General features: G+C 62.0%; 16 protein-coding genes and 1 pseudogene. 5 read left to right on the top strand and 12 right to left on the bottom strand.

Going from position 1 to position 17,407, the window contains the following annotated elements:
- Positions 1–278 precede the first annotated feature (278 nt).
- The 4 genes from RPS27_RS04075 to RPS27_RS04060 form a co-directional block, all read right to left on the bottom strand.
- Positions 279–1,208 carry an alpha/beta hydrolase gene (locus tag RPS27_RS04075; RefSeq protein ID WP_206733167.1) on the bottom strand — a complete coding sequence of 310 codons (930 nt, stop codon included), beginning with the start codon at positions 1,206–1,208 and terminating at the stop codon, positions 279–281.
- Entirely contained in the window at positions 1,205–2,545 is a 1,341-nt protein-coding gene (locus RPS27_RS04070; RefSeq protein ID WP_164933839.1) for an MFS transporter, read from the bottom strand. The genes RPS27_RS04075 and RPS27_RS04070 overlap by 4 nt, the downstream gene beginning before the upstream one ends.
- Before the next feature lie 114 nt (positions 2,546–2,659).
- Complete coding sequence (locus RPS27_RS04065) at positions 2,660–4,282, bottom strand: FAD-dependent monooxygenase (protein ID WP_128929640.1); 1,623 nt, start codon at positions 4,280–4,282, stop codon at positions 2,660–2,662.
- Positions 4,283–4,324: 42 nt separating this feature from the next.
- Complete coding sequence (locus RPS27_RS04060) at positions 4,325–5,017, bottom strand: GntR family transcriptional regulator (protein ID WP_128929641.1); 693 nt, start codon at positions 5,015–5,017, stop codon at positions 4,325–4,327.
- 93 nt (positions 5,018–5,110) lie between these two features.
- Here RPS27_RS04060 and RPS27_RS04055 point away from each other — a divergent pair, with 93 nt between their 5' ends.
- From RPS27_RS04055 to RPS27_RS04040, 4 genes and pseudogenes are all read left to right on the top strand, one after another.
- The gene (locus RPS27_RS04055; RefSeq protein ID WP_128929642.1) at positions 5,111–5,890 is read left to right on the top strand and encodes an SDR family oxidoreductase; all 780 of its coding nucleotides are present in this window, start codon (positions 5,111–5,113) and stop codon (positions 5,888–5,890) included.
- 27 nt (positions 5,891–5,917) lie between these two features.
- Positions 5,918–6,862, top strand: a complete 945-nt coding sequence (locus RPS27_RS04050) for a VOC family protein (protein ID WP_128955087.1) — start codon at positions 5,918–5,920, stop codon at positions 6,860–6,862.
- A 229-nt stretch (positions 6,863–7,091) separates the two neighbouring features.
- Positions 7,092–7,337, top strand: a complete 246-nt coding sequence (locus tag RPS27_RS04045) for a type II toxin-antitoxin system VapB family antitoxin (protein ID WP_128929644.1) — start codon at positions 7,092–7,094, stop codon at positions 7,335–7,337.
- A pseudogene (locus tag RPS27_RS04040) lies at positions 7,337–7,731 on the top strand (type II toxin-antitoxin system VapC family toxin). Before RPS27_RS04045 ends, RPS27_RS04040 begins: the two are co-directional and overlap by 1 nt.
- Positions 7,732–8,154: 423 nt before the next feature.
- On the opposite strand, the gene RPS27_RS04035 reads toward RPS27_RS04040, so the two are convergent.
- From RPS27_RS04035 to RPS27_RS04005, 7 genes are all read right to left on the bottom strand, one after another.
- Positions 8,155–8,460, bottom strand: coding sequence for a hypothetical protein (locus tag RPS27_RS04035; RefSeq protein ID WP_164933838.1), 306 nt, complete (start codon positions 8,458–8,460; stop codon positions 8,155–8,157).
- An 818-nt stretch (positions 8,461–9,278) separates the two neighbouring features.
- Positions 9,279–10,217 carry an ABC transporter substrate-binding protein gene (locus RPS27_RS04030; protein ID WP_128929645.1) on the bottom strand — a complete coding sequence of 313 codons (939 nt, stop codon included), beginning with the start codon at positions 10,215–10,217 and terminating at the stop codon, positions 9,279–9,281.
- On the bottom strand, positions 10,214–11,308 hold the full coding sequence (locus RPS27_RS04025) for an LLM class flavin-dependent oxidoreductase (protein WP_128929646.1): 1,095 nt from the start codon (positions 11,306–11,308) through the stop codon (positions 10,214–10,216). The genes RPS27_RS04030 and RPS27_RS04025 overlap by 4 nt, the downstream gene beginning before the upstream one ends.
- 28 nt (positions 11,309–11,336) lie before the next feature.
- Complete coding sequence (locus RPS27_RS04020) at positions 11,337–12,509, bottom strand: acyl-CoA dehydrogenase family protein (RefSeq protein WP_128929647.1); 1,173 nt, start codon at positions 12,507–12,509, stop codon at positions 11,337–11,339.
- On the bottom strand, positions 12,503–13,285 hold the full coding sequence (locus RPS27_RS04015; RefSeq protein WP_128929648.1) for an ABC transporter ATP-binding protein: 783 nt from the start codon (positions 13,283–13,285) through the stop codon (positions 12,503–12,505). Before RPS27_RS04015 ends, RPS27_RS04020 begins: the two co-directional genes overlap by 7 nt.
- Entirely contained in the window at positions 13,279–14,295 is a 1,017-nt protein-coding gene (locus tag RPS27_RS04010) for an ABC transporter permease (RefSeq protein WP_128929649.1), read from the bottom strand. The genes RPS27_RS04015 and RPS27_RS04010 overlap by 7 nt, the downstream gene beginning before the upstream one ends.
- Positions 14,273–15,373: an ABC transporter substrate-binding protein gene (locus tag RPS27_RS04005; RefSeq protein WP_128929650.1), complete on the bottom strand. Its 1,101-nt coding sequence runs from the start codon at positions 15,371–15,373 to the stop codon at positions 14,273–14,275. The genes RPS27_RS04010 and RPS27_RS04005 overlap by 23 nt, the downstream gene beginning before the upstream one ends.
- Positions 15,374–15,850: 477 nt before the next feature.
- On the opposite strand from RPS27_RS04005, the gene RPS27_RS04000 reads away from it, so the two are divergent.
- Positions 15,851–16,831, top strand: a complete 981-nt coding sequence (locus tag RPS27_RS04000; protein WP_128929651.1) for an ABC transporter substrate-binding protein — start codon at positions 15,851–15,853, stop codon at positions 16,829–16,831.
- A gap of 213 nt (positions 16,832–17,044) precedes the next feature.
- Here the strand turns inward: RPS27_RS04000 and RPS27_RS03995 are convergent, their stop codons facing one another.
- A complete protein-coding gene (locus RPS27_RS03995; protein WP_232995584.1) occupies positions 17,045–17,335 on the bottom strand; it encodes a WGR domain-containing protein in 291 nt (96 codons plus the stop codon).
- Between the last annotated feature and the right edge of the window lie 72 nt (positions 17,336–17,407).

The raw sequence follows: 17,407 nt of genomic DNA, 5'->3' as shown, positions 1-17,407 counted from the left end.
TACTCTTCATAGCGCAAGTGTTACTCAGTAAGGCTCTAGGTAAGCCGCTTGGAAAGAGAGCTCTGGTGGGCATCACCAAAGGACCGGGTATCTCAACAGAGCGCCGTCAATTCAGATGAAGCTTGCTTTGGACTACGTGGTCATAGAGCGCTTTCGTGGAGCGGCCTGGAAGTCGCCGCCCCGTTCGCTTTCGGCTTCGCAATTCAGCGATGGCCCCCCTGACATCGCAATGCGGGACTGAGGCCGGCGTTCGGATCCGAATTGCAGTTCTCCATGGATCATTGGACTCTCGGCAGAGACTTCGCGAAATCGAGCACCCGTCCGCTTACGCTGGTATCCACCGTATTGTACGAGCTGAATTGAGAGATATGCCCATGGCCCAACAACCGGAGTAGCAGGGGGCAATGGGACGCCCGCAGCGCCAAGGTGGCGAATAGTTCTCCGGCTTGCACCTGCATCGGAACCGGATCGTATTCCGCGTAGGTGATCAAGGTCGGCACGTCCGGGGCATCTATCAGACGGGTCGTCGACATCTCCAAATATCGGGCAGTCTCCTCGCCGAAATAGGCCTGATTGCGCAGGTCGGGAGAAGGTATACCGAAAGCCGCAGCCGCGACGCGTTCGAGAGCGACGTTGTAAGACCCGGACTGCAGAACCACGCCGGCCGCTCGGAGAGGTCGCCCCTTGTGGAAGGTGGAGACGAAGGAAGCGAGAGCGACGTGCGCGGCTCCCGCCGATTCTCCGAGCAGACATATTCGTCTCGGATCTCCTCCATGATCTTGCGCATTCTCCTGGGCCCACCTCAAGGCAGCAATCACGTCGCGTGCCCCAGACGGCCACTTGCATTCCGGGGCAAGGCCATAGTTCGCGATGAAGGCCGTGACCCCGTTGCGGGCAAAGAAGTAACCCACATTGCTCCTATCGGACTTGTCGCCGCGACTGTAGCCGCCACCGTGGAAGAACAGCACCACAGGCACCGAACCCGATGTCGCAACCGGCCGATAGACGTCCAACGACTGCCTGGTCCCGTTTCCGTAGCGGATGTTGGGAATGACGTCGACTCCGTCGGTCGGCTGGTGAGCCAGGATGTCTGCGTAGATCCGCGCGGTTCCGGGCGGATCTATCACCGGCCCCAAGGCTCTTATTCTTTCTGCTATCTCGTTCGGCGGCGAAGACATCCAGCGATTGTTTTCGAATGGAGCGGTCATGCCTCCCCCTTTGCCCTTTCATCCAAAGTCCAGCCTCCGAACCTCTGCCGGCAGGCGTACGTCAGCACGCCAGCTATCAGGACGCCGAATACGAGAGGCAACGCGGCGGTTTCGAAGAAAGCGGTACCGGAGAGTTGCTTGGACATCAGGAAGCCTCCGAACAGAGGGCCTCCGATCGCTCCGAGGCGGCCGATCGCCATTCCCCACCCGACGCAGTTCGACCGGATGGTGGTTGGATATAACATTCCGAAAGCCGAGTTGATCGCGGATTGGGTACCGGCAACGCATATGCCGGTCACAAGAACCAACCACGGCAGGACTCCGCGATCGACGAACGGCTGGCCGATGAGCGCCATCGAGGGGATCGCGACGATGTAGAAAGCGACGATGACGAGAAAACCATAGCGATTGAACCCCACCGTAAGCATGAAGCTTCCGATCAATCCTCCGAGACCGAACAGGGTCGCCGTGAGCGCGGCGGCTTCGGGTGAAAGTCCAATGTCACGCAAGACCGTCGGAGCCCAGCTCGCCATCAGAAGGGTCGTGAACAAATTGACCACCGCGAGTAGCCAGAGGAGCGGTGTGATGATGTGCATGCCGTTTCGAAGCGGCACGAGCGGGGACAAGGCTCCCCTCGAGCCCGTGGACTTCAAGGCGAAAACCGCGTCGTCCGGAAGGTGGCCCCTCGGGTCGAGAGCCCTGGCGATCCTGAGAAGCTCCGCTCGCTTCGATGGAACGAGCGACAGGTACTTGATGGACTCGGGCAGTACGAAAACGAGCACCGTCGCCAGCACCACCGGAGCGGCGCCTCCTATATGGAAAAGTACTTCCCAGCCGTAGCGGGAGACCAGATACGCGGCGACGAGGCCGGGTACTATGCCTCCGATCTGCACGCCGAGCTGTACGACTATGAGGAAGGCACCGCGGACGCGGCGTGGAATGAACTCCGATACGAGCGCGGTCGCGTTAGGGATGATCCCGGCAAGGCCGACTCCCGCGACGAAACGAAGAGCGCAGAACTGCGCGACGGAAGCGGCCAGCACGGTCGAGCACGTGGCTAGGCCGAAAAGCAATGTCGACAGAACGATCAGAGGCTTCCTGCCAAAACGGTCGCCGAGATAGCCGGCTATCGGAGTGCCGATCAGCATTCCGACCAGGCTGGAGCTCAGGATGACGCCCATCGCGCTCCGATCGAAGTTCAATATCTTGATGATCTCGGGGGCGGCATAGCCCATTACGACAAGATCGAAACCATCTGCGATCGTGACCAGCAGTGGCCAAAGCACGACATTGAGGTGGAAGGCGCCGATCGATCGGCCTTCCACGAATTCGTCCAAGTCGATCCTGCGGCCGTCCGGTCGGCTATCGACCGGAGCGGACCCATCGAACGGAACGACGACTTGTCCTCCGATTCCCATATTCCCTCCCGCTTTTTCGTTCGTTTTGGTTCGTCAAGCTCCGCGCACCCGGTCGATCACAGCCGTCGGATCCTCCGGTGGAGCGTTTCCGTGCCATGCGATGTGCTGGTCGGGCCTGACCAGAACGAGTTTGGATTGGTAGGGCTGGCCAGGAGCGGGACAACGGACCACCGACAGCGGGAGCCTCCGCAGCTTCGCGGCCTCGAGCAACGCCTCGAGAGGTTCTCCGCTTTCGAAATCGACAAGGGTGTAGTCTCGACCCAACAGATCGTAGAAGCCGCGTCCGGGCGACGGCCAGAAGTGGGGCGAACGCGCTCCCGGAAAGTCGGCGGGCTTGTAGTTGCTCCATGTGTCCGGAGGCGCGGCAGTGCCATTGGCACAAACGATGGGGGAGGATTCGTACCGCTCGCCCAACTGCAGTCCGGACGTGTCGTATTCGTCGAGATCGTCTACGACCACGAAATCCCCGAACGTCTTCCGGGCACGCGCACCGGCCTCGCCTTCATCCTCGATGGTCGGCGGGATCAGCCACTTGCCTTTCCGTTTCGAGCAGTGGATGCCGATCTTCGAGTTCCTCAAACCGATGGATCTCCGCTCGGCCTCGTACGAATCCAGGAGGTTGGGACCGGCCCACCCCGAGTATGCTGCCGCAAGCTTCCAAGTCAGGTTCAGGACATCTCCGATGCCCGTGTTCATGCCGAAGCCACCTAGAGGTGTGTAGAGGTGCGCCGCGTCGCCAACGAGGAAAGCGGGACCTGCCCGGTATGCCGCGGCAACCAAAGACAAACCGCCGGTCCACGGCCCCTCCGCGAGGATTTCGTACGGAAGGTCTTTGCCGAATATCGACCGCATCACCTCGTCGCTGCGGACCTGCTCCCAGCCGAGGCCTTCCGGAACCTGATAATGAATGATCCAGCGCTCGCGGCCGTCCTGGGCAAAAACGAACGCGCGGAGGTCGTGATTTATGATCCAGGTGATGGTCGCCGGCGCACGCCTGCTCTCCTCCAGCAGAGTCGGGGCCCGAACGAAATACGTGATCATGGTGCCGGAGACGAACGCATTGTCGATGCGCCCGTCGTCGCCCGCCATGGAAATGTTGAAGTGACGACGAACCGGACTCCGAGCCCCATCGGCACCGATGACGTACCGAGACCGGATTCGTTTGCGCACTCCCGTGCGCACGTCTTCGACCGTTGCGATCGGAGCGCCGTCCTCCCCACCGAGCGCGACCAGGCGTGTACCGAAGCGCACGTCGACCGACTCCGAGGCCTCGGCATGTCGGCGCAGCAGCGGCTCCAGAAAGAGCTGGGAGATGGACAGGCCGGACTCCGGTCCGAGCTGCCCTTCACTAAGGCGCGTCTTCAGCAGATCGATGTTACCGAATTCGTGGCCGCAGAAGCGCGTGACGAAGGCTACGCGCGGATGCATTTTGGCAAGCGGCGCCGCCGCGCGAACTTCCTCCGCCAGTCCGAGACGACGGAAATGCTCCATAGTGCGTGCATTCACGAAATTGCAGCGGGGCTGGGTCGCCGTCTCGAGGTTTTCCGTAATCAGAATGCAAGGTACCCCCCTCTGCGCGAGATCGATCGCGGATGTCAGCCCGACGGGTCCTCCGCCTACGATAAGAACGAACGTTTCCTCGAAATCGCCTGTCATTTCCTCTCTCTTCGGCTTCTTGTTTGTTTTTAGGAACGCTGCCTAGCAAGGCGTTCGCGTCACGACACCGGGCTGGGCTTTTCCCTGCAACAGCAGTTGCTGCCGGCAGAGTTCGGCGGTCTCGCTGAAGTGTCGTGTCAGCAGGACGACCGCCTCGTCCGGACGGTGCGCGAGCACCGCGTCGGCGATCATCTTGTGGTCGGCGGTGCGGGCTCCGCCGACGTGTGCGGCGCGAGACATGAACCGATACCTGTCGGCGCTGTCGAACAACTGATCGCAATACGCCAGAATGCGCGGCGCGCGGCACGCGGAGAGAAGCGTGGCGTGGAAGACACGATGCGCGCGCTCCCATTCCGGGTCAACGGAAGCCGGCGTAAACGGAATGCGGGACAGCCGGTGCCATGAGAGCAGGACCTGCTCCTCCCACTCGGCCCCACCGTACTCGAACGATTTTCTGAGAGCGAACTCGTTGAGCACGATCCTGGTCTGCAAGAGGTCGTCCAAATCCTCGATGCTCAACGGCGCGACGGAAAAGCCGCGCTGGTCGGAATGCATGATGAGGCCGTCTTTGGCCGCCCGGGTCAGAGCCTCGCGCATCGGAGCTGCGCTGACCCCATAACGTTCGCACAGCGAGCGGATCTTCAGCTTTTGGCCGAAGGAAAACATCCCTCCGATCACGTCCATACGGAGCTTCTGGTAGGCGGCCGTTGCGAGCGTCTCTGATGCGTCCGACAAACTACCCCTCCTGAAATAGAAATTTCTTGCCTTGACGTATGATAATCTTTATTTAAGTCGGGCAAGTCAAATAATATATTGTTTGGAGCCGAAATGGACCTCGGTTTGGCGGCTAAACGGGCCCTCGTATGCGCGTCCTCTAAGGGGTTGGGTTTTGCATGCGCGACTTCGCTCGCCCGCGAGGGCTGCGAAATCACACTGAACGGCCGGGATGAGGAGCGCCTTCGCCTGGCCGCAAAGTCCATCGAGGCCCTCGCGGGTAAGCCAGTGGCGTTCGTCCAGGCGGACATCGCGGAAGAATCGGGTCGCCAAACGGTTATCGAGGCCTGTCCCGAACCCGACATCCTCATCAACAACAATCACGGGCCGGCGCCCGGAAATTTCCTCGAGTTCGGCCGCACGGAGTGGTTGGAGGCGATCGAGCAGAACATGCTCGCGCCCCTTCACTTCGTAAAAACCTTTCTTCCTGGAATGCGGGACCGGAAGTTCGGGCGGATCATCAATATCACGTCTGCCATGGTGAAGGCGCCGCATCCCAAGATGGAACTCTCGTCAGGCGCGCGCGCCGGGCTCACGGCGGCCTGCAAGTCGCTTGCCCGGCAATACGCCGCCTACAACGTCACCATCAACAACATGCTGCCCGAGCGCATCGATACCGATCGTCAGCGCTTCATGGCGGAAAGGATGATGTCGGAGCTGGGAATATCGCTTGAAGAGGCACGCACCAGGATCGCCGACTCGCTTCCGGCGAAGCGATTCGGAAAGCCAGAAGAATTCGGGGATGCCTGTGCCTACCTCTGCAGCGTACAGGCGGGCTTCATCACCGGCCAGAATCTTCAACTGGACGGCGGCTCCTACCCCGGCCTGATTTGAACGAAAACCAATACAAGGGAGGACTTGATGGCGATACCGCGACCCGTATTTCGTCCACCGTTCAACATGACCCGAGCAAGCCATGTCGTGCTCGCGGTGAAAGACCTGAAAGAGAGCAAGCGCTTCTACGTCGACGCGCTCGGATTCGTAGTCAGCAGCGAAGACGAAAACCGCCTCTACCTCCGAGGACTCGAAGAAGGTTGCCATCATTCCCTCGTTCTGGAACAGGGCGGCAAGCCGAGCGCGCAACACATTGGCTTTCGCGTTCTGACCGAAGAGGATTTGGATGCTGCAGAAGCTTTCTTCCGGGATCTAGGTCATCGTCCGACCTGGGTCGAGGTACCTCATCAGGCTCGTACGCTGCGTGTTTCCGACGCCGCGGGTGTTCCTCTCGATATTTGCGCCTCCATGGAAACGAGGCCTCGTCTGATCTTGCAATCCAGCCGTTTTAGCGGCGCCTGTCCGCAGCGGCTCGACCATTTTCAGATTTTGACACCACACGTGGACCGGGCGCTCGAATTCTACACTCGTCTCGGATTCAGACTGTCGGAGTACATTACGCAGGACGGATCGGAAGAACCGAGCTTCGTTTTCCTGCAGAGAAAGGGCAATCCGCACGACATAGTGTTCGCCCCAGGTCCGGGCCCAGGACCTCTCCTTCATCACGCCGCCTTCACCATCCCGGAGACCTACCATCTCATGTTCATCTGCGATCTGCTCGCCGAGATGGGCTTCGGTAGGTCGGTGGAGTACGGCCCGGCGCGCCATTTCGCTCCCGGATATGCCCGCTTCGTTTATCTCCGCGACCCGGACGGACACCGCATCGAACTGTTCAACACTCACTACCAGACGATCGACATCGAGGACGAACCGCTCAAATGGGAGATGGCGAAGGTATTGGCCGGTGGATGGGGCCCCCCTCCTCCCCAATCGTGGATGACCGAGGCAGCTCCGTTCGGCGCGGCAGAATAGTCCGGCCAAACTGGCTGCGGCAGAGGGCCACCGGCTATTCCGAATAGTACCTCTAGAAGAGGCGCACCCGGGTGGAATTCAGGACTGAAAAGCTAGAGCGACGCGAGGTTAACCATCAGCGCGCCGACTGCCTGCGTCGGGAGCTCGGTGATCAACTTGGAGCCCTAGCCTTCAAAGGGTGTATCCGACGTGCTATATAATGATACACGGCAACGGCTAGAGGATCCGGATGGCTTTCCATATTAAGAATCCTGATACTGACGCGCTGGCCCGCAGGATCGCGGCGCTCAAGAAGATCGGCCTCACCGAGGCCGTGCATACGGCGCTCACCCATGAGCTGGAGCGTGAGCAGGGTAAGCCTACCTTGGTCGACTTGGGCGTACAGTTCTGTCGCGATCTCCGGGCCAGGGGCAATCCGCAAAAAAGTAGGCCGGCAGACAAGGTGTTTCGCGACGGCCTTTACGAAGTTGACTGATGTTTATCGATGCCTCGGCGTTGACCGCGATGTCGATCGATGAAGACGAAGCGCGGGAGCTGTTGACGCGCCTTCAACAAGCGGCCGCGCGTTGACACTCGCCGCTGGCAGTGTGGGAGGCGGTGATCGCCGTAGCCCGAATACTTGGTCTTCCAATCTCGGACGCTAGCGAAGCAGTCGAGAGCTATCTGGCGCTAATGGAAATCAAGATGGTGCAAGTGCCGCCCGAAACGGCCCGGATCGCGCTCGACGCCTTTGACCGTTAAGGCAAGGGCCGACACCCAGCACGGCTGAATTTCGGGACTGTTTTGCTTATGCATGCGCCTGCCATTTAGGAGAGCCTTTGATGTTCAAAGGCACCGATTTTCCGCAGACTAATATTGAAGCTGCATGATGCCGTCCGCGCAGGAGTGCTCACGGCAAGTGTAGGCCAGGACGAGAGCTACAAATCCCGGTCAACGACCGGCCAGTGACTGGAAAGGGCAGGTGGCTTTCCGAAGAACGCGGGCAGTCTCATCTTCTTCCCGAAGAGTGGTGCATTGACTTCCAGAGCGGACGCGCCACCCTAGACTCCGTCGAGACAGAACTGTTGCAGCTCTCCCGAGTTTCCAACTCGTTCACCTCCGCGGTGGCTCATAAATATGCGCAAAACGCCTGTCGGAATACACATTCGACGCAACCATGGATGCCATCATGGAGCTCGACATGCTCACGACGGCGTTTGTCGTAGCCTATGTGCGTCTGCATCAGGGCGGAAACGGCAGCGGATTCGATCGCCATAACCTTCCTTAAACGTTTCACAAAGTTCATGATGAAATCATCGAGATGCGCAACAAGATTCGCGCATAAAGACAGCCACCTTCACGAACTCATGGGGCTCGATTTTTATGGCGAACGCTTCTTTCTTAAATGCGGCGGAGAGGATGAAGGAGGCTGCATCCGACAAGTCCGCATTGCACGATGACGTCGACCGAGGAGAGCAAAGTGAGGAATTCAAGCGCATCACCGGCGCAGCTAGTGAACGATCGGAACGACCATGCTCGGCGCTGCCGCCGAGCATCTGAGGACCGAGGTCAAATTGACCGGCATTTAGGGCAACCGGGTGCAACGCTGCCATGTCCAAGCGGCACGCCGCCTATTCGCTGGATAGTTTCGATTGTCGCACGGTCGAACGACGCCTCCTATGTCGCGACGCCGGCGGTTGTAACCGCGACACGGATTTATCACGGTAAGCGCCTTGAAGGATCAGCTCGGTTTCCCGCGGGCACCCGTGTTGGAGCGCCGATGGCGTGGCGGCCTTCCCCGATCCCGTGTTCCTGCCGACTCCGCGCTCATTTGCGGAGCACACCTACCGACATGCCAACAGGCGGCCATTTCGCAGCGATGGGAGAGCCAAAGCTGATGCTGGCCGACTTGCGAGCTATCAACGGCAGAGTCTTGGGAGAGCGCTGCTAAAGTCGGAACTCTCGCTTTCCGAAGCGCGGCGCATCACGCTTGCGGCCCAGGGCTTCAATATCCCTCGTCGCGGCGGAGCCACCAGAGCGGCGCGGCTACAACGAGCGATCAAGCGGCTCTGCCTGCTTCAAGGGGCCCATTGGTTCAGCGTTGTTTGCTCGTCCACCTGCGGCAGAGACATCGTCGATGTCCTATCTCTTGCGACGCCGCCTTCGACAATTCGCGGACAGCTATAAGCATGACCTCACTGGAAGCCCACCGAAGGCATGCCATTCACCACCAGAGGGCCAACATCGACCTTGGTTGACATGAGAACGATCTCGGCAACTGGGATCTTTCCGTCACCGATGTCGCACAGCGCCAGCGTGCGAGCCACATTTCCGAGACAAATTGCTTGACCTAATGCGCGAGCGCGCTATCCGCGATAGTTGCTTCGTGTCGGCGGCGGCTGCTACGGAGCACCACGCATATTCTCGCAAAGAAGCATCAGAACCCCGCCTTTCCGATCGCATCAGCAAACGAACGATCGACGATCTCCGCCGCAACCAGCTTCTGCTTGATGAGGCCCCAGCGGAAATACAGATCAATCGTGCCCTGCTCGTCCGCAACCACGCCGTCGTCGATCGGCGCGATCCGGATTTTTGCGCGCGAGAGCCAGTTCTGCGGTACTGATGTCGGGATGTTCATCCACTTGCCCCAGGTCGCGGCATAGCTGTCGATATTGTTCAGCGACCACGCGCGCGCCGCGGTGAGGCGACGGATGAAGTCGTTGAGCTCGGTGCGCTTGTCCCTGATGGCATCGGATCGCGCCACCTGGAAGCTGAGGCCCGGCGTCAGGCCTTCCGAGGTGATGATGCGGCGCGATTTGAACAGCACCTCTTCCTGGCTGACGTACGGCTCCCAGGTCGACCAAGCATCGACCGAACCTTGCGTGTAGGCGATTTTGGCATCGGACGGCGCCAGGAATGCGATCTGCACGTCACCGGCACTCCAGCCGTTCTTTTCGAGCGCGGCCAGGATCAGCTGATGCCCGATCGAGCCACGGCCGGTCGCGATCTTTTTACCGCGCAGGTCGGCGAAGGTCTTGATCGCCGAGCTCTCGGGCACGAGGATCGCGAGCCCCTCGCGCGTCTGCCGGATCGCGGCGATCGCCTTGACGGGCGCGCCGGAGGCGGCGGCGAAAGTGAAGGGCGCGTCTCCGACCAGCCCGGTCTCGATCGCGCCGGCGCTGAGCGCTTCCAGCAGCGGCGCCGCGGCCGGAAACTCCTTCCATTCGATCTTGTAGGGAACGTCGTTGAGCAGGCCCGCGGCTTCCATCACCGCCCGCGCATTGCCCTTCTGGTCACCGACGCGCAGCGTCGTCTGCGCGCTGGCGAGACCGGCGCCCGCAAGGGCGAGCGCCAAAGCAGCGATGAGCCGGATCATTCCGCCGCGATGCCCCGTTGCTGGTCGCGTGTCGCGATCAGCTTGCGCGTCAGCGGGATCAGCTCGCGGCCGTAGTCGATGGCATCGGGCAGCGGATCGAAGCCGCGGATCAGGAAATGGCTGACGCCAAGATCATAATAATCGGCGAAGACCTCGGCGACCTGCTCGGGCGTGCCGACCAGCGCGGTGGTGTTGCTGTTGGCGCCGGTGAGCTTTGCGATCTCGGTCCACAGCCGCTTGTCAATGCGCGCGCCCTGGTCAGCCAGCGCCAGGAGCCGCTTGGCGCCGTCGGTGGCGTGGTTTGGCCGGCGATAGCCGGTCTGGTCCTGGAGCGCAGTTGCGCGTTCGAGGATGTGCTCCGCCTTCTGCCAGGCCTTCTCCTCGGTCTCAGCGAGGATCGGCCGCACCGACAGGCTGAAGCGCGGACTCGGCCGCCCGTGTTTCGCAGCCGCTGCGCGCACCCGCGCCGTGACGTCGCGCACCTGCGCATAGGACTCGCCCCAGAGCGCAAACGTGTCGGCATACTTGCCCGAGACCTCGATCGCGGCATCCGAGCCGCCGCCGACGAAGGTGTAGATGCCGCCCTTCTGCAGCGGCTTCACCTGGGAGAAACCGTTCTCGACGGTGTAATATTTGCCGCTGTAGTTGAACGGCTTTTCGCTGGTCCATTCCAGCCTGACCACGTCGAGGAATTCGCTGGTGCGGGCGTAGCGTTCGTCCTTGTCGTCGAAGGTGTTGCCGTCCTGACGCAGCTCGGCGGCATTGCCGCCGGTGATGACGTGCAGCGAGACGCGGCCGCCATAGAGCTGGTCGAGCGTGGCGAGCTGGCGCGCCAGCAACGTCGGCGCGGTGAAGCCCGGCCGCTGCGCAATCATCACCTTGAGCTGTTTGGTGATGGTCAGCACATGCTGGGCAACTTGCAGCGCATCCGGCGTGGTGGAATGAAACGCGAGCAGCGCGCGGTCGAAACCGGCAAGCTCATGTGCTTTTGCCACCGTCTCGATATAAGCGGGATCGAGGATCGGTCCCTGGCGCACGATGGTCTCGGAAGCATTGCTGTTGGCGATAAAGCCGATGAACTCGACCGACATGATAATCTCCCTGTTGTTTTCGGAAAGGCTAGAGGCCCAATGCGGCGCGGCCGAGGCCGGTGCGCGTGGCATCGTCCTGCGGCGTGTGCACGCGCCCGCACAGGACATCGCGATAATGCCGCTCCAGCGGATTGCTGCGGGATAGGCCGTGATTGCCGGTCAGCGACAGCGCGTCCTCGACCGCGGCGACCGCATTGTTGGTGACCGTCAGCTTGATGACGTTGGATTCGCCGTTGGAGAGATCGACGCCGTCGTCGAAGTCGCGGGCGAAGGTGTCGAGCAGCCGAGCATTAACCGCGAGCCTGGCCTCGATCGCACCGAGGATTTCCTGCGCGCGCGGCAGCGTGGCAAGCGGCGCGCCGAGGCTGGCGGGCACGCGCTGCTTCAGGAACTGGACGAACCAGTCGCGCGCCGCACGGGCAATACCATCATAGATCGCGGCGACGAAGACGGTGTGGACGGTCGCCTGCGCGACGTCGGGGGCGCGCCAGTCGGCGGGCTTGCGGACATCGACCTCGGCGTCGAGCGGGATCACGACGTCGTCGAAAATGACGTCATGGCTGCCGCTGGCGCGCAGGCCGTGATGGTCCCAGGTCTCGACGATCCGCGTTCCCGGCAGGCCTGCCGGCACCAGGAACTGGCCCACCCGCGGCTCGGCTTCGTCGGTCCGCGCCCATACCAGATACCATTTCAGGATCGGCGCGCCGGTCGAGTAGATCTTGTGGCCAGAGAGCCGCCAGCCGGTCTCGGTGCGGCGGGCCACTGTCGCCGGCAGGCCGCCCCGCGCGGGCGAGCCGAGTTCGGGCTCGACCCGGAGCGCATTGATGAGCGCGAGGCCCTCGACGCTTTCGCGCGCAAGCTTGCGCGACAGCCGCGCCGGCCAGGTCGGGCTGCGCGCCATCACCAAATGATTGATGTAGTGCATCGACAGCACCAGCGCGGTCGACGGATCGGCCTTGCCGATGATGCCGAGCACACGCGCGGCATATCGTGCGCCCGCGCCGGCCCCGCCGAGAGCCGCCGACACCGTCAGTGACAGCAGGCCGGCTTCGGAGAGCTCGCGAAAGTTCTGGAAGGGAAAGCTGGCGGCGCGGTCGTGCTCGGCTGCGCGCACGGCAAAGCCCGGCGCAAGCGCCTCGGCGCGCGCGATATAGTCGGGTTCGCCATGCGCCACCCGTCCCTGAGCGATAGAAGTCACCATGTTGCATCCAATCCCAGCAGGCCAAGAATCTGGCGGCGCAGGTCCGCAAGATATGGATCGCCGCGATGGCGCGGATAGGGACGGTCGACGCGGATGTCGGCCTTCACGCGCGCCGGACGCTCGCTGAAGACGATGACGCGGTTGGCGAGCACCAGCGCCTCCTCGGCATCATGCGTGACGAGGAGCGTGGTAAAGCCCTTGCGCTGCCACAACGAGACCAGCTCGGCCTGCATGGTGATGCGGGTCAGCGAGTCGAGCTTGCCGAGCGGCTCATCCAAAATCAGGATCTTGGGATCGTTCACCAGCGCCCGCGCCAGCGCCACGCGCTGCGCCATGCCGCCGGAGAGCTGGTGCGGATAGGCATTGCGGAACGACGACAGTCCGACGAGATCGAGCGCATCATCGACACGCTGCCGCTGGCTCTTCAGAATGCCCTGGGCTTCGAGGCCCAGGGCGACGTTGTCCCAGACCGACCGCCAGGGAAACAGGGTCGGATCCTGGAACACGACGACGCGTGACGGATGCGGCCTGACGATGCGGACTTCGTCCTCGCGCAGACTTCCCGCCTTGGGCTTGTCGAGCCCTGCCACCAGCCGCAGCAAGGTCGACTTGCCGCAGCCGGAAGGCCCCAGCAGCGCGACGAACTCGCCGGGCTCGACGGCGATGCTGACATCGCTCAGCACCGGCAGCGCGGCGCCGTCGATGTCGAAGGCATGGCCGACCTGCTCGATGTCGAGCGCGGCACCGGCGGCCGGATGCACGATTGCCTCTACCATTTCACGGTCCCCTTCTGCCAGACCAGCAGACGGTCGCGGATCGCAAACAGCAGCGTGATCGCGCCGGAGCAGAGCAGCGACATCACGATCAGCGCCGCATACATGTTGGCATAGGCAGCCCAGCCCTGCGCCCATTGCAGGTACCAGCCGAGACCGGCCTTTACGCCGATCATCTCGGCGACGACGAGCACGGCAAAGGAGGCGCCGAGCCCCATGAACAGCCCAACGAAGACGTGCGGCAGCGCGGCAGGGATCGCGACCTTCAGCACCAGGAAGGACGGTTTTTCCCCGAGCGTCCGCGCGACATCGTAATAAGCACTGCTGACACTCGCGACGCCCGACCATGTCAGCACCGTGACGGGAAAACCGGTCGCGAGCGCGATCAGAAAGGTCGACGCGCTCCAGCTCGAGGGGAAGGTGAAGAACGCGATCGGCAGCCAGGCGGTTGCCGGCAGCGGCCCGATGAAGCGCAGCACCGGGTGCACCCAATAGCCGACCGCGCGCGACCAGCCGATCGACACCCCCGTCAGGAAGCCGACCGCAGCGCCAATGATGTAGCCGCCGAGCTGCAGCTTGACCGAGGCGAACAGGCTGTCGAGCAGCTTCGGCAGATCGTCGGTATAGACCTCGATGATCGCCTGCGGCGGCGGGAAGAACGGCAGCGGCAGCCAGGCAAACTTGGCGGTCGCGACCTCCCACAGCGTCAGGAACGCGCCGAGCGCGATGAGCCAGGGCGCGCGCTGGCGCAGCGCCCTGCCCGCCGTGCCCAGATAGTCGGCGCCGACGGTCCCGAACAACACGACCGCGGCAATGACGAGCGCCGCGATGCCGAGCGAATGGGTGCGCGACCAGTCGCCGACATCCTCCCACCACAGGCAGGAGAGGCCGAAGGCAATCCACGCGATGCTGGCGAAAACCCCGGCGCCGGACTCGCGCACCCAGCTGGCAAACGCCGTCGTGGTCCGCGGCGCGCCGGAGGCGAGCCCGTCAGACAGAGAATACGTCGACATAGATGCGCTCCGCGAATTTGGTCGTATCGGTGCTCTGCTTGAAGACCTGCACGCTCTTGAGATCGTCGGCGTAAGCCTTCAGTTCGCGCTTGAGCACCTCACCGGTCGGATGATGATGGTGGGTGTGGTAGCGCACCATGCCCTCGATATCGGCGAGCGTTGCGGCCTTCGGTGCGTAGGGCTGGAATGACTTTGCCGCGACGGCCGGATTCTGCGAGGTGAACATGGCGGCGTCGAGCAGCGCCTGAGTGATCGCACGCGCGACCTGGGGTTCTTCGCGAACCAGCGAGCCGCGCAGGCCGACGATGCAGCAGCTCTTGTCGCGATAGTCGCCATCGAGGTTGGAGGCGACCTCCCTGTACTGGGTGTCCTTGAGCCAGAGATAGGCAAGCGGGTCGGACGACAGGAAAGCCTGCACCTCGCCCTTCTGGACCGCAACATCGAGCAGATTGCCGGGATAGGCGCGCCAGTCGACGTCCTTGTTAGGATCAATGCCGAGTTTTGCCAACTGGATCGAGAAGAAGTTCTTGTCGGGACCAGCGAGATCGCCGACCGCACCGATCTTGCCCTTGAGATCGGCAAGCTTGTTCACGCCGGAATCGGCGCGGCTCAGCACGCGCATGCAGCCGCCATGGGTGCCGGCGGCGATCTTGACGTCAAAGCCCTGCTCGAGCGGTTTCAGCCAGCGCAGCGCCATGCCGAGACCGGCATCGCTCTTTCCGGTCGCGATGGCCTCGAGCAACTGGTCGGTCGAACCGGAATAGTTGACGAGCTCGACATCGAGATTCTGCTTCTGGAAGAAGCCGTGCTCGATCGCAACAGGCAGCGGCGCAAGGCACACCGCGCCGGCATTCCACGAGAGCTTTAGCTTGCGCGGGGCTCCCGTGAGCACAGGACCGTCCGCGGCCGTGCGGCATAGCGGGAATTCCGAGAAGTCTATGCCAGGCGCGGGCGCCTGCGGCACAAACGCCTGTGCGCCCAGGGCGCCGAACGGGGCCGCAAAGGCCGCCGCCAGTCCCGCCTGAAGCAAATGACGCCGGTCGAGGCTCGATCCGTTGCGCTTAATGTCGTTTCCCATCAGCCCCACTCCTGAGTTGGCACGCTCCGCCATCGGCACAACTGTTCGCGTTGCGGATGTTCCTGAGGGAGCTGCGTAGAGAGAATATTTTTCGCGGGTCGCTTCCTGCGTCCACGTTGATGCGATGTGCAAATCATGCGGCGCGGGTACCGCATCGTCAATGAAATGGAATTTCGAATCTGGCGCGATGCGAAGTCATTCTCTCCATCGGCACACGCAACAACGATGAAACGATTTTCGCTGACGCATCGGCTCCCAGGCAGCTTCACGACTCTGCGAGAGGATCACTGTCACCCAGTCTGAGGCATGCGCACGCCGCTTTTCTGAAAAGCACACATTCATTGAAATGTCCTTGCTCATCGCGCGCGCAATACGGTTGGCCATTTCATTGACTGCGTATCACGCGGTCATAGACTTGATCGTCTCGCCGCATCACGCGCCCACGTGTCGTAACAGGCAAGCAACAAGACAGATCACATGAGCATCAACTCTTCGGACCATTCGATCACGCACCGCCTGGCGGCCTCTCTGTTCGCCGCGGTCGTCACCTTGTCGACGGCAGCCGCGTCGTTCGCGGCCGATACAGTCGTGCTGCGCGTCGGCGACCAGAAAGGCGGTAAACGCTCGCTACTCGAGATCTCGGGTTATGCGAAGGACCTGCCTTACAAGATCGAATGGTCGGAATTCCCGGCGGCAGCTCCCATTCTGGAAGCGCTCAACGCCGGCGCGCTCGACGTCGGCTACACGGGCGATCTGTCTTTCCTCTCCGTCTATGCAGCGGGCGCGCCGATCAAGGCGATCGGCGGCACGCGGTCGGATGCCAAGACGCAGGCGATCCTGGTTCGTCAGGATTCACCGATCAAGTCGGCCGCCGACCTCAAGGGCAAGCGCCTCGCTGGTACGCGCGGCGGCTGGGGCCAGTTCCTGATCGATGCAACCCTGGAGAAGGCGCAGATCAAGCTGGACGAGGCGACCTTCGCGCCTCTCGGCCCTGTCGATGCCAAGGTGGCACTGGTGGCGGGGTCAGTCGACGCCTGGGCGGTGTGGGAGCCCTATGTCTCATTCGCGACGTTGAAGGACAAGGCGCGCGTCATCGCCGACGGCGACGGCCTGACGCCGACCATCACCTTCATCGTCGCCTCCGACAATGCCATCGCCACCAAGCGCGCCGCGGTTCAGGACCTCGTGCAACGGCTGAACAAGGCACGGCTGTGGTCGCTGGACCATATTGCGGAATACGCCAGGAGCACGGCCGAGCTGACCAAGCTGCCGGAGGACGTGCTGATCTCGGCCTACACCGCGCAGCGCACCAGCCCGATTGTGATCGACGAGGGCGTGGTGAAAGAGGTGCAGGAAGCCTCCGACCGCTCGACCCGCTACGGCATCCTGCCGAAGACGCTCGACGTCAGCAAAGCCGTCGACCGCAGCTTCACGGCTGCTGCGGCGGGATCGAATTAGGTTGGCTCAGGTGGCGGCCGTCCGGACGAACATCACCACCGATTCGCTTGAACGCGGGCGCAAAGACGCAGTGTTCGAGCTATCGGGACCTTGAGAAGGGCTCCAACTTCATCTCGATGTTCCGACTTCAAACCAGGATAAGGTAGCTTGACGTAGAGAGCGGAAAGCCTTCCTGATGAGCCTCGATCACGGCGAAGGTACGCTATTGTTGTACTATGGAATACTGCAATTCTCGGAATAGATTCGAAATACCTTCGGATTACTTTGACATACTTTAATTGGAGATTTTCTCCAGATCAGACCGCTTGCCGCACGTCGCAGCCGGCTCCAAGCGAAAGTGCCGCTGTACGTAACCACGACGGGTCTTGCGCTTGAACCAGGACTCAAGCGCCTCTGCACGTGCCCATCGAACAGATCGAGCCGCCGTTGGCCGTGCCCACCGAGGCGGCCCCATTCGCGCACCAATGCTGTATCGCCAAACAGCGTCGGCTCGATCGTCAGCACGTAGAACTTTGCGGGCTTATTGCACGGTGAGTTCGGACATGCGCCAGAATCGCAATTCCCGAATCAACCGTC

Source organism: Bradyrhizobium sp. WYCCWR 12699 (assembly GCF_032144035.1).
GTDB lineage: Bacteria > Pseudomonadota > Alphaproteobacteria > Rhizobiales > Xanthobacteraceae > Bradyrhizobium.
This window is presented reverse-complemented; position numbering and strand designations above follow the sequence as displayed.

Bases quoted from the DNA above. Each gene is read 5' to 3' on its own strand.
- RPS27_RS04000 (WP_128929651.1), top strand. From the start codon at position 15,851: ATGAGCATCAACTCTTCGGACCATTCGATCACGCACCGCCTGGCGGCC.
- RPS27_RS04075 (WP_206733167.1), bottom strand. From the start codon at position 1,208: ATGACCGCTCCATTCGAAAACAATCGCTGGATGTCTTCGCCGCCGAAC.
- RPS27_RS04015 (WP_128929648.1), bottom strand. From the start codon at position 13,285: ATGGTAGAGGCAATCGTGCATCCGGCCGCCGGTGCCGCGCTCGACATC.
- RPS27_RS04050 (WP_128955087.1), top strand. From the start codon at position 5,918: ATGGCGATACCGCGACCCGTATTTCGTCCACCGTTCAACATGACCCGA.
- RPS27_RS04010 (WP_128929649.1), bottom strand. From the start codon at position 14,295: ATGTCGACGTATTCTCTGTCTGACGGGCTCGCCTCCGGCGCGCCGCGG.
- RPS27_RS04065 (WP_128929640.1), bottom strand. From the start codon at position 4,282: ATGACAGGCGATTTCGAGGAAACGTTCGTTCTTATCGTAGGCGGAGGA.
- RPS27_RS04045 (WP_128929644.1), top strand. From the start codon at position 7,092: ATGGCTTTCCATATTAAGAATCCTGATACTGACGCGCTGGCCCGCAGG.
- RPS27_RS04025 (WP_128929646.1), bottom strand. From the start codon at position 11,308: ATGTCGGTCGAGTTCATCGGCTTTATCGCCAACAGCAATGCTTCCGAG.
- RPS27_RS04020 (WP_128929647.1), bottom strand. From the start codon at position 12,509: ATGGTGACTTCTATCGCTCAGGGACGGGTGGCGCATGGCGAACCCGAC.
- RPS27_RS04030 (WP_128929645.1), bottom strand. From the start codon at position 10,217: ATGATCCGGCTCATCGCTGCTTTGGCGCTCGCCCTTGCGGGCGCCGGT.
- RPS27_RS04005 (WP_128929650.1), bottom strand. From the start codon at position 15,373: ATGGGAAACGACATTAAGCGCAACGGATCGAGCCTCGACCGGCGTCAT.
- RPS27_RS04055 (WP_128929642.1), top strand. From the start codon at position 5,111: ATGGACCTCGGTTTGGCGGCTAAACGGGCCCTCGTATGCGCGTCCTCT.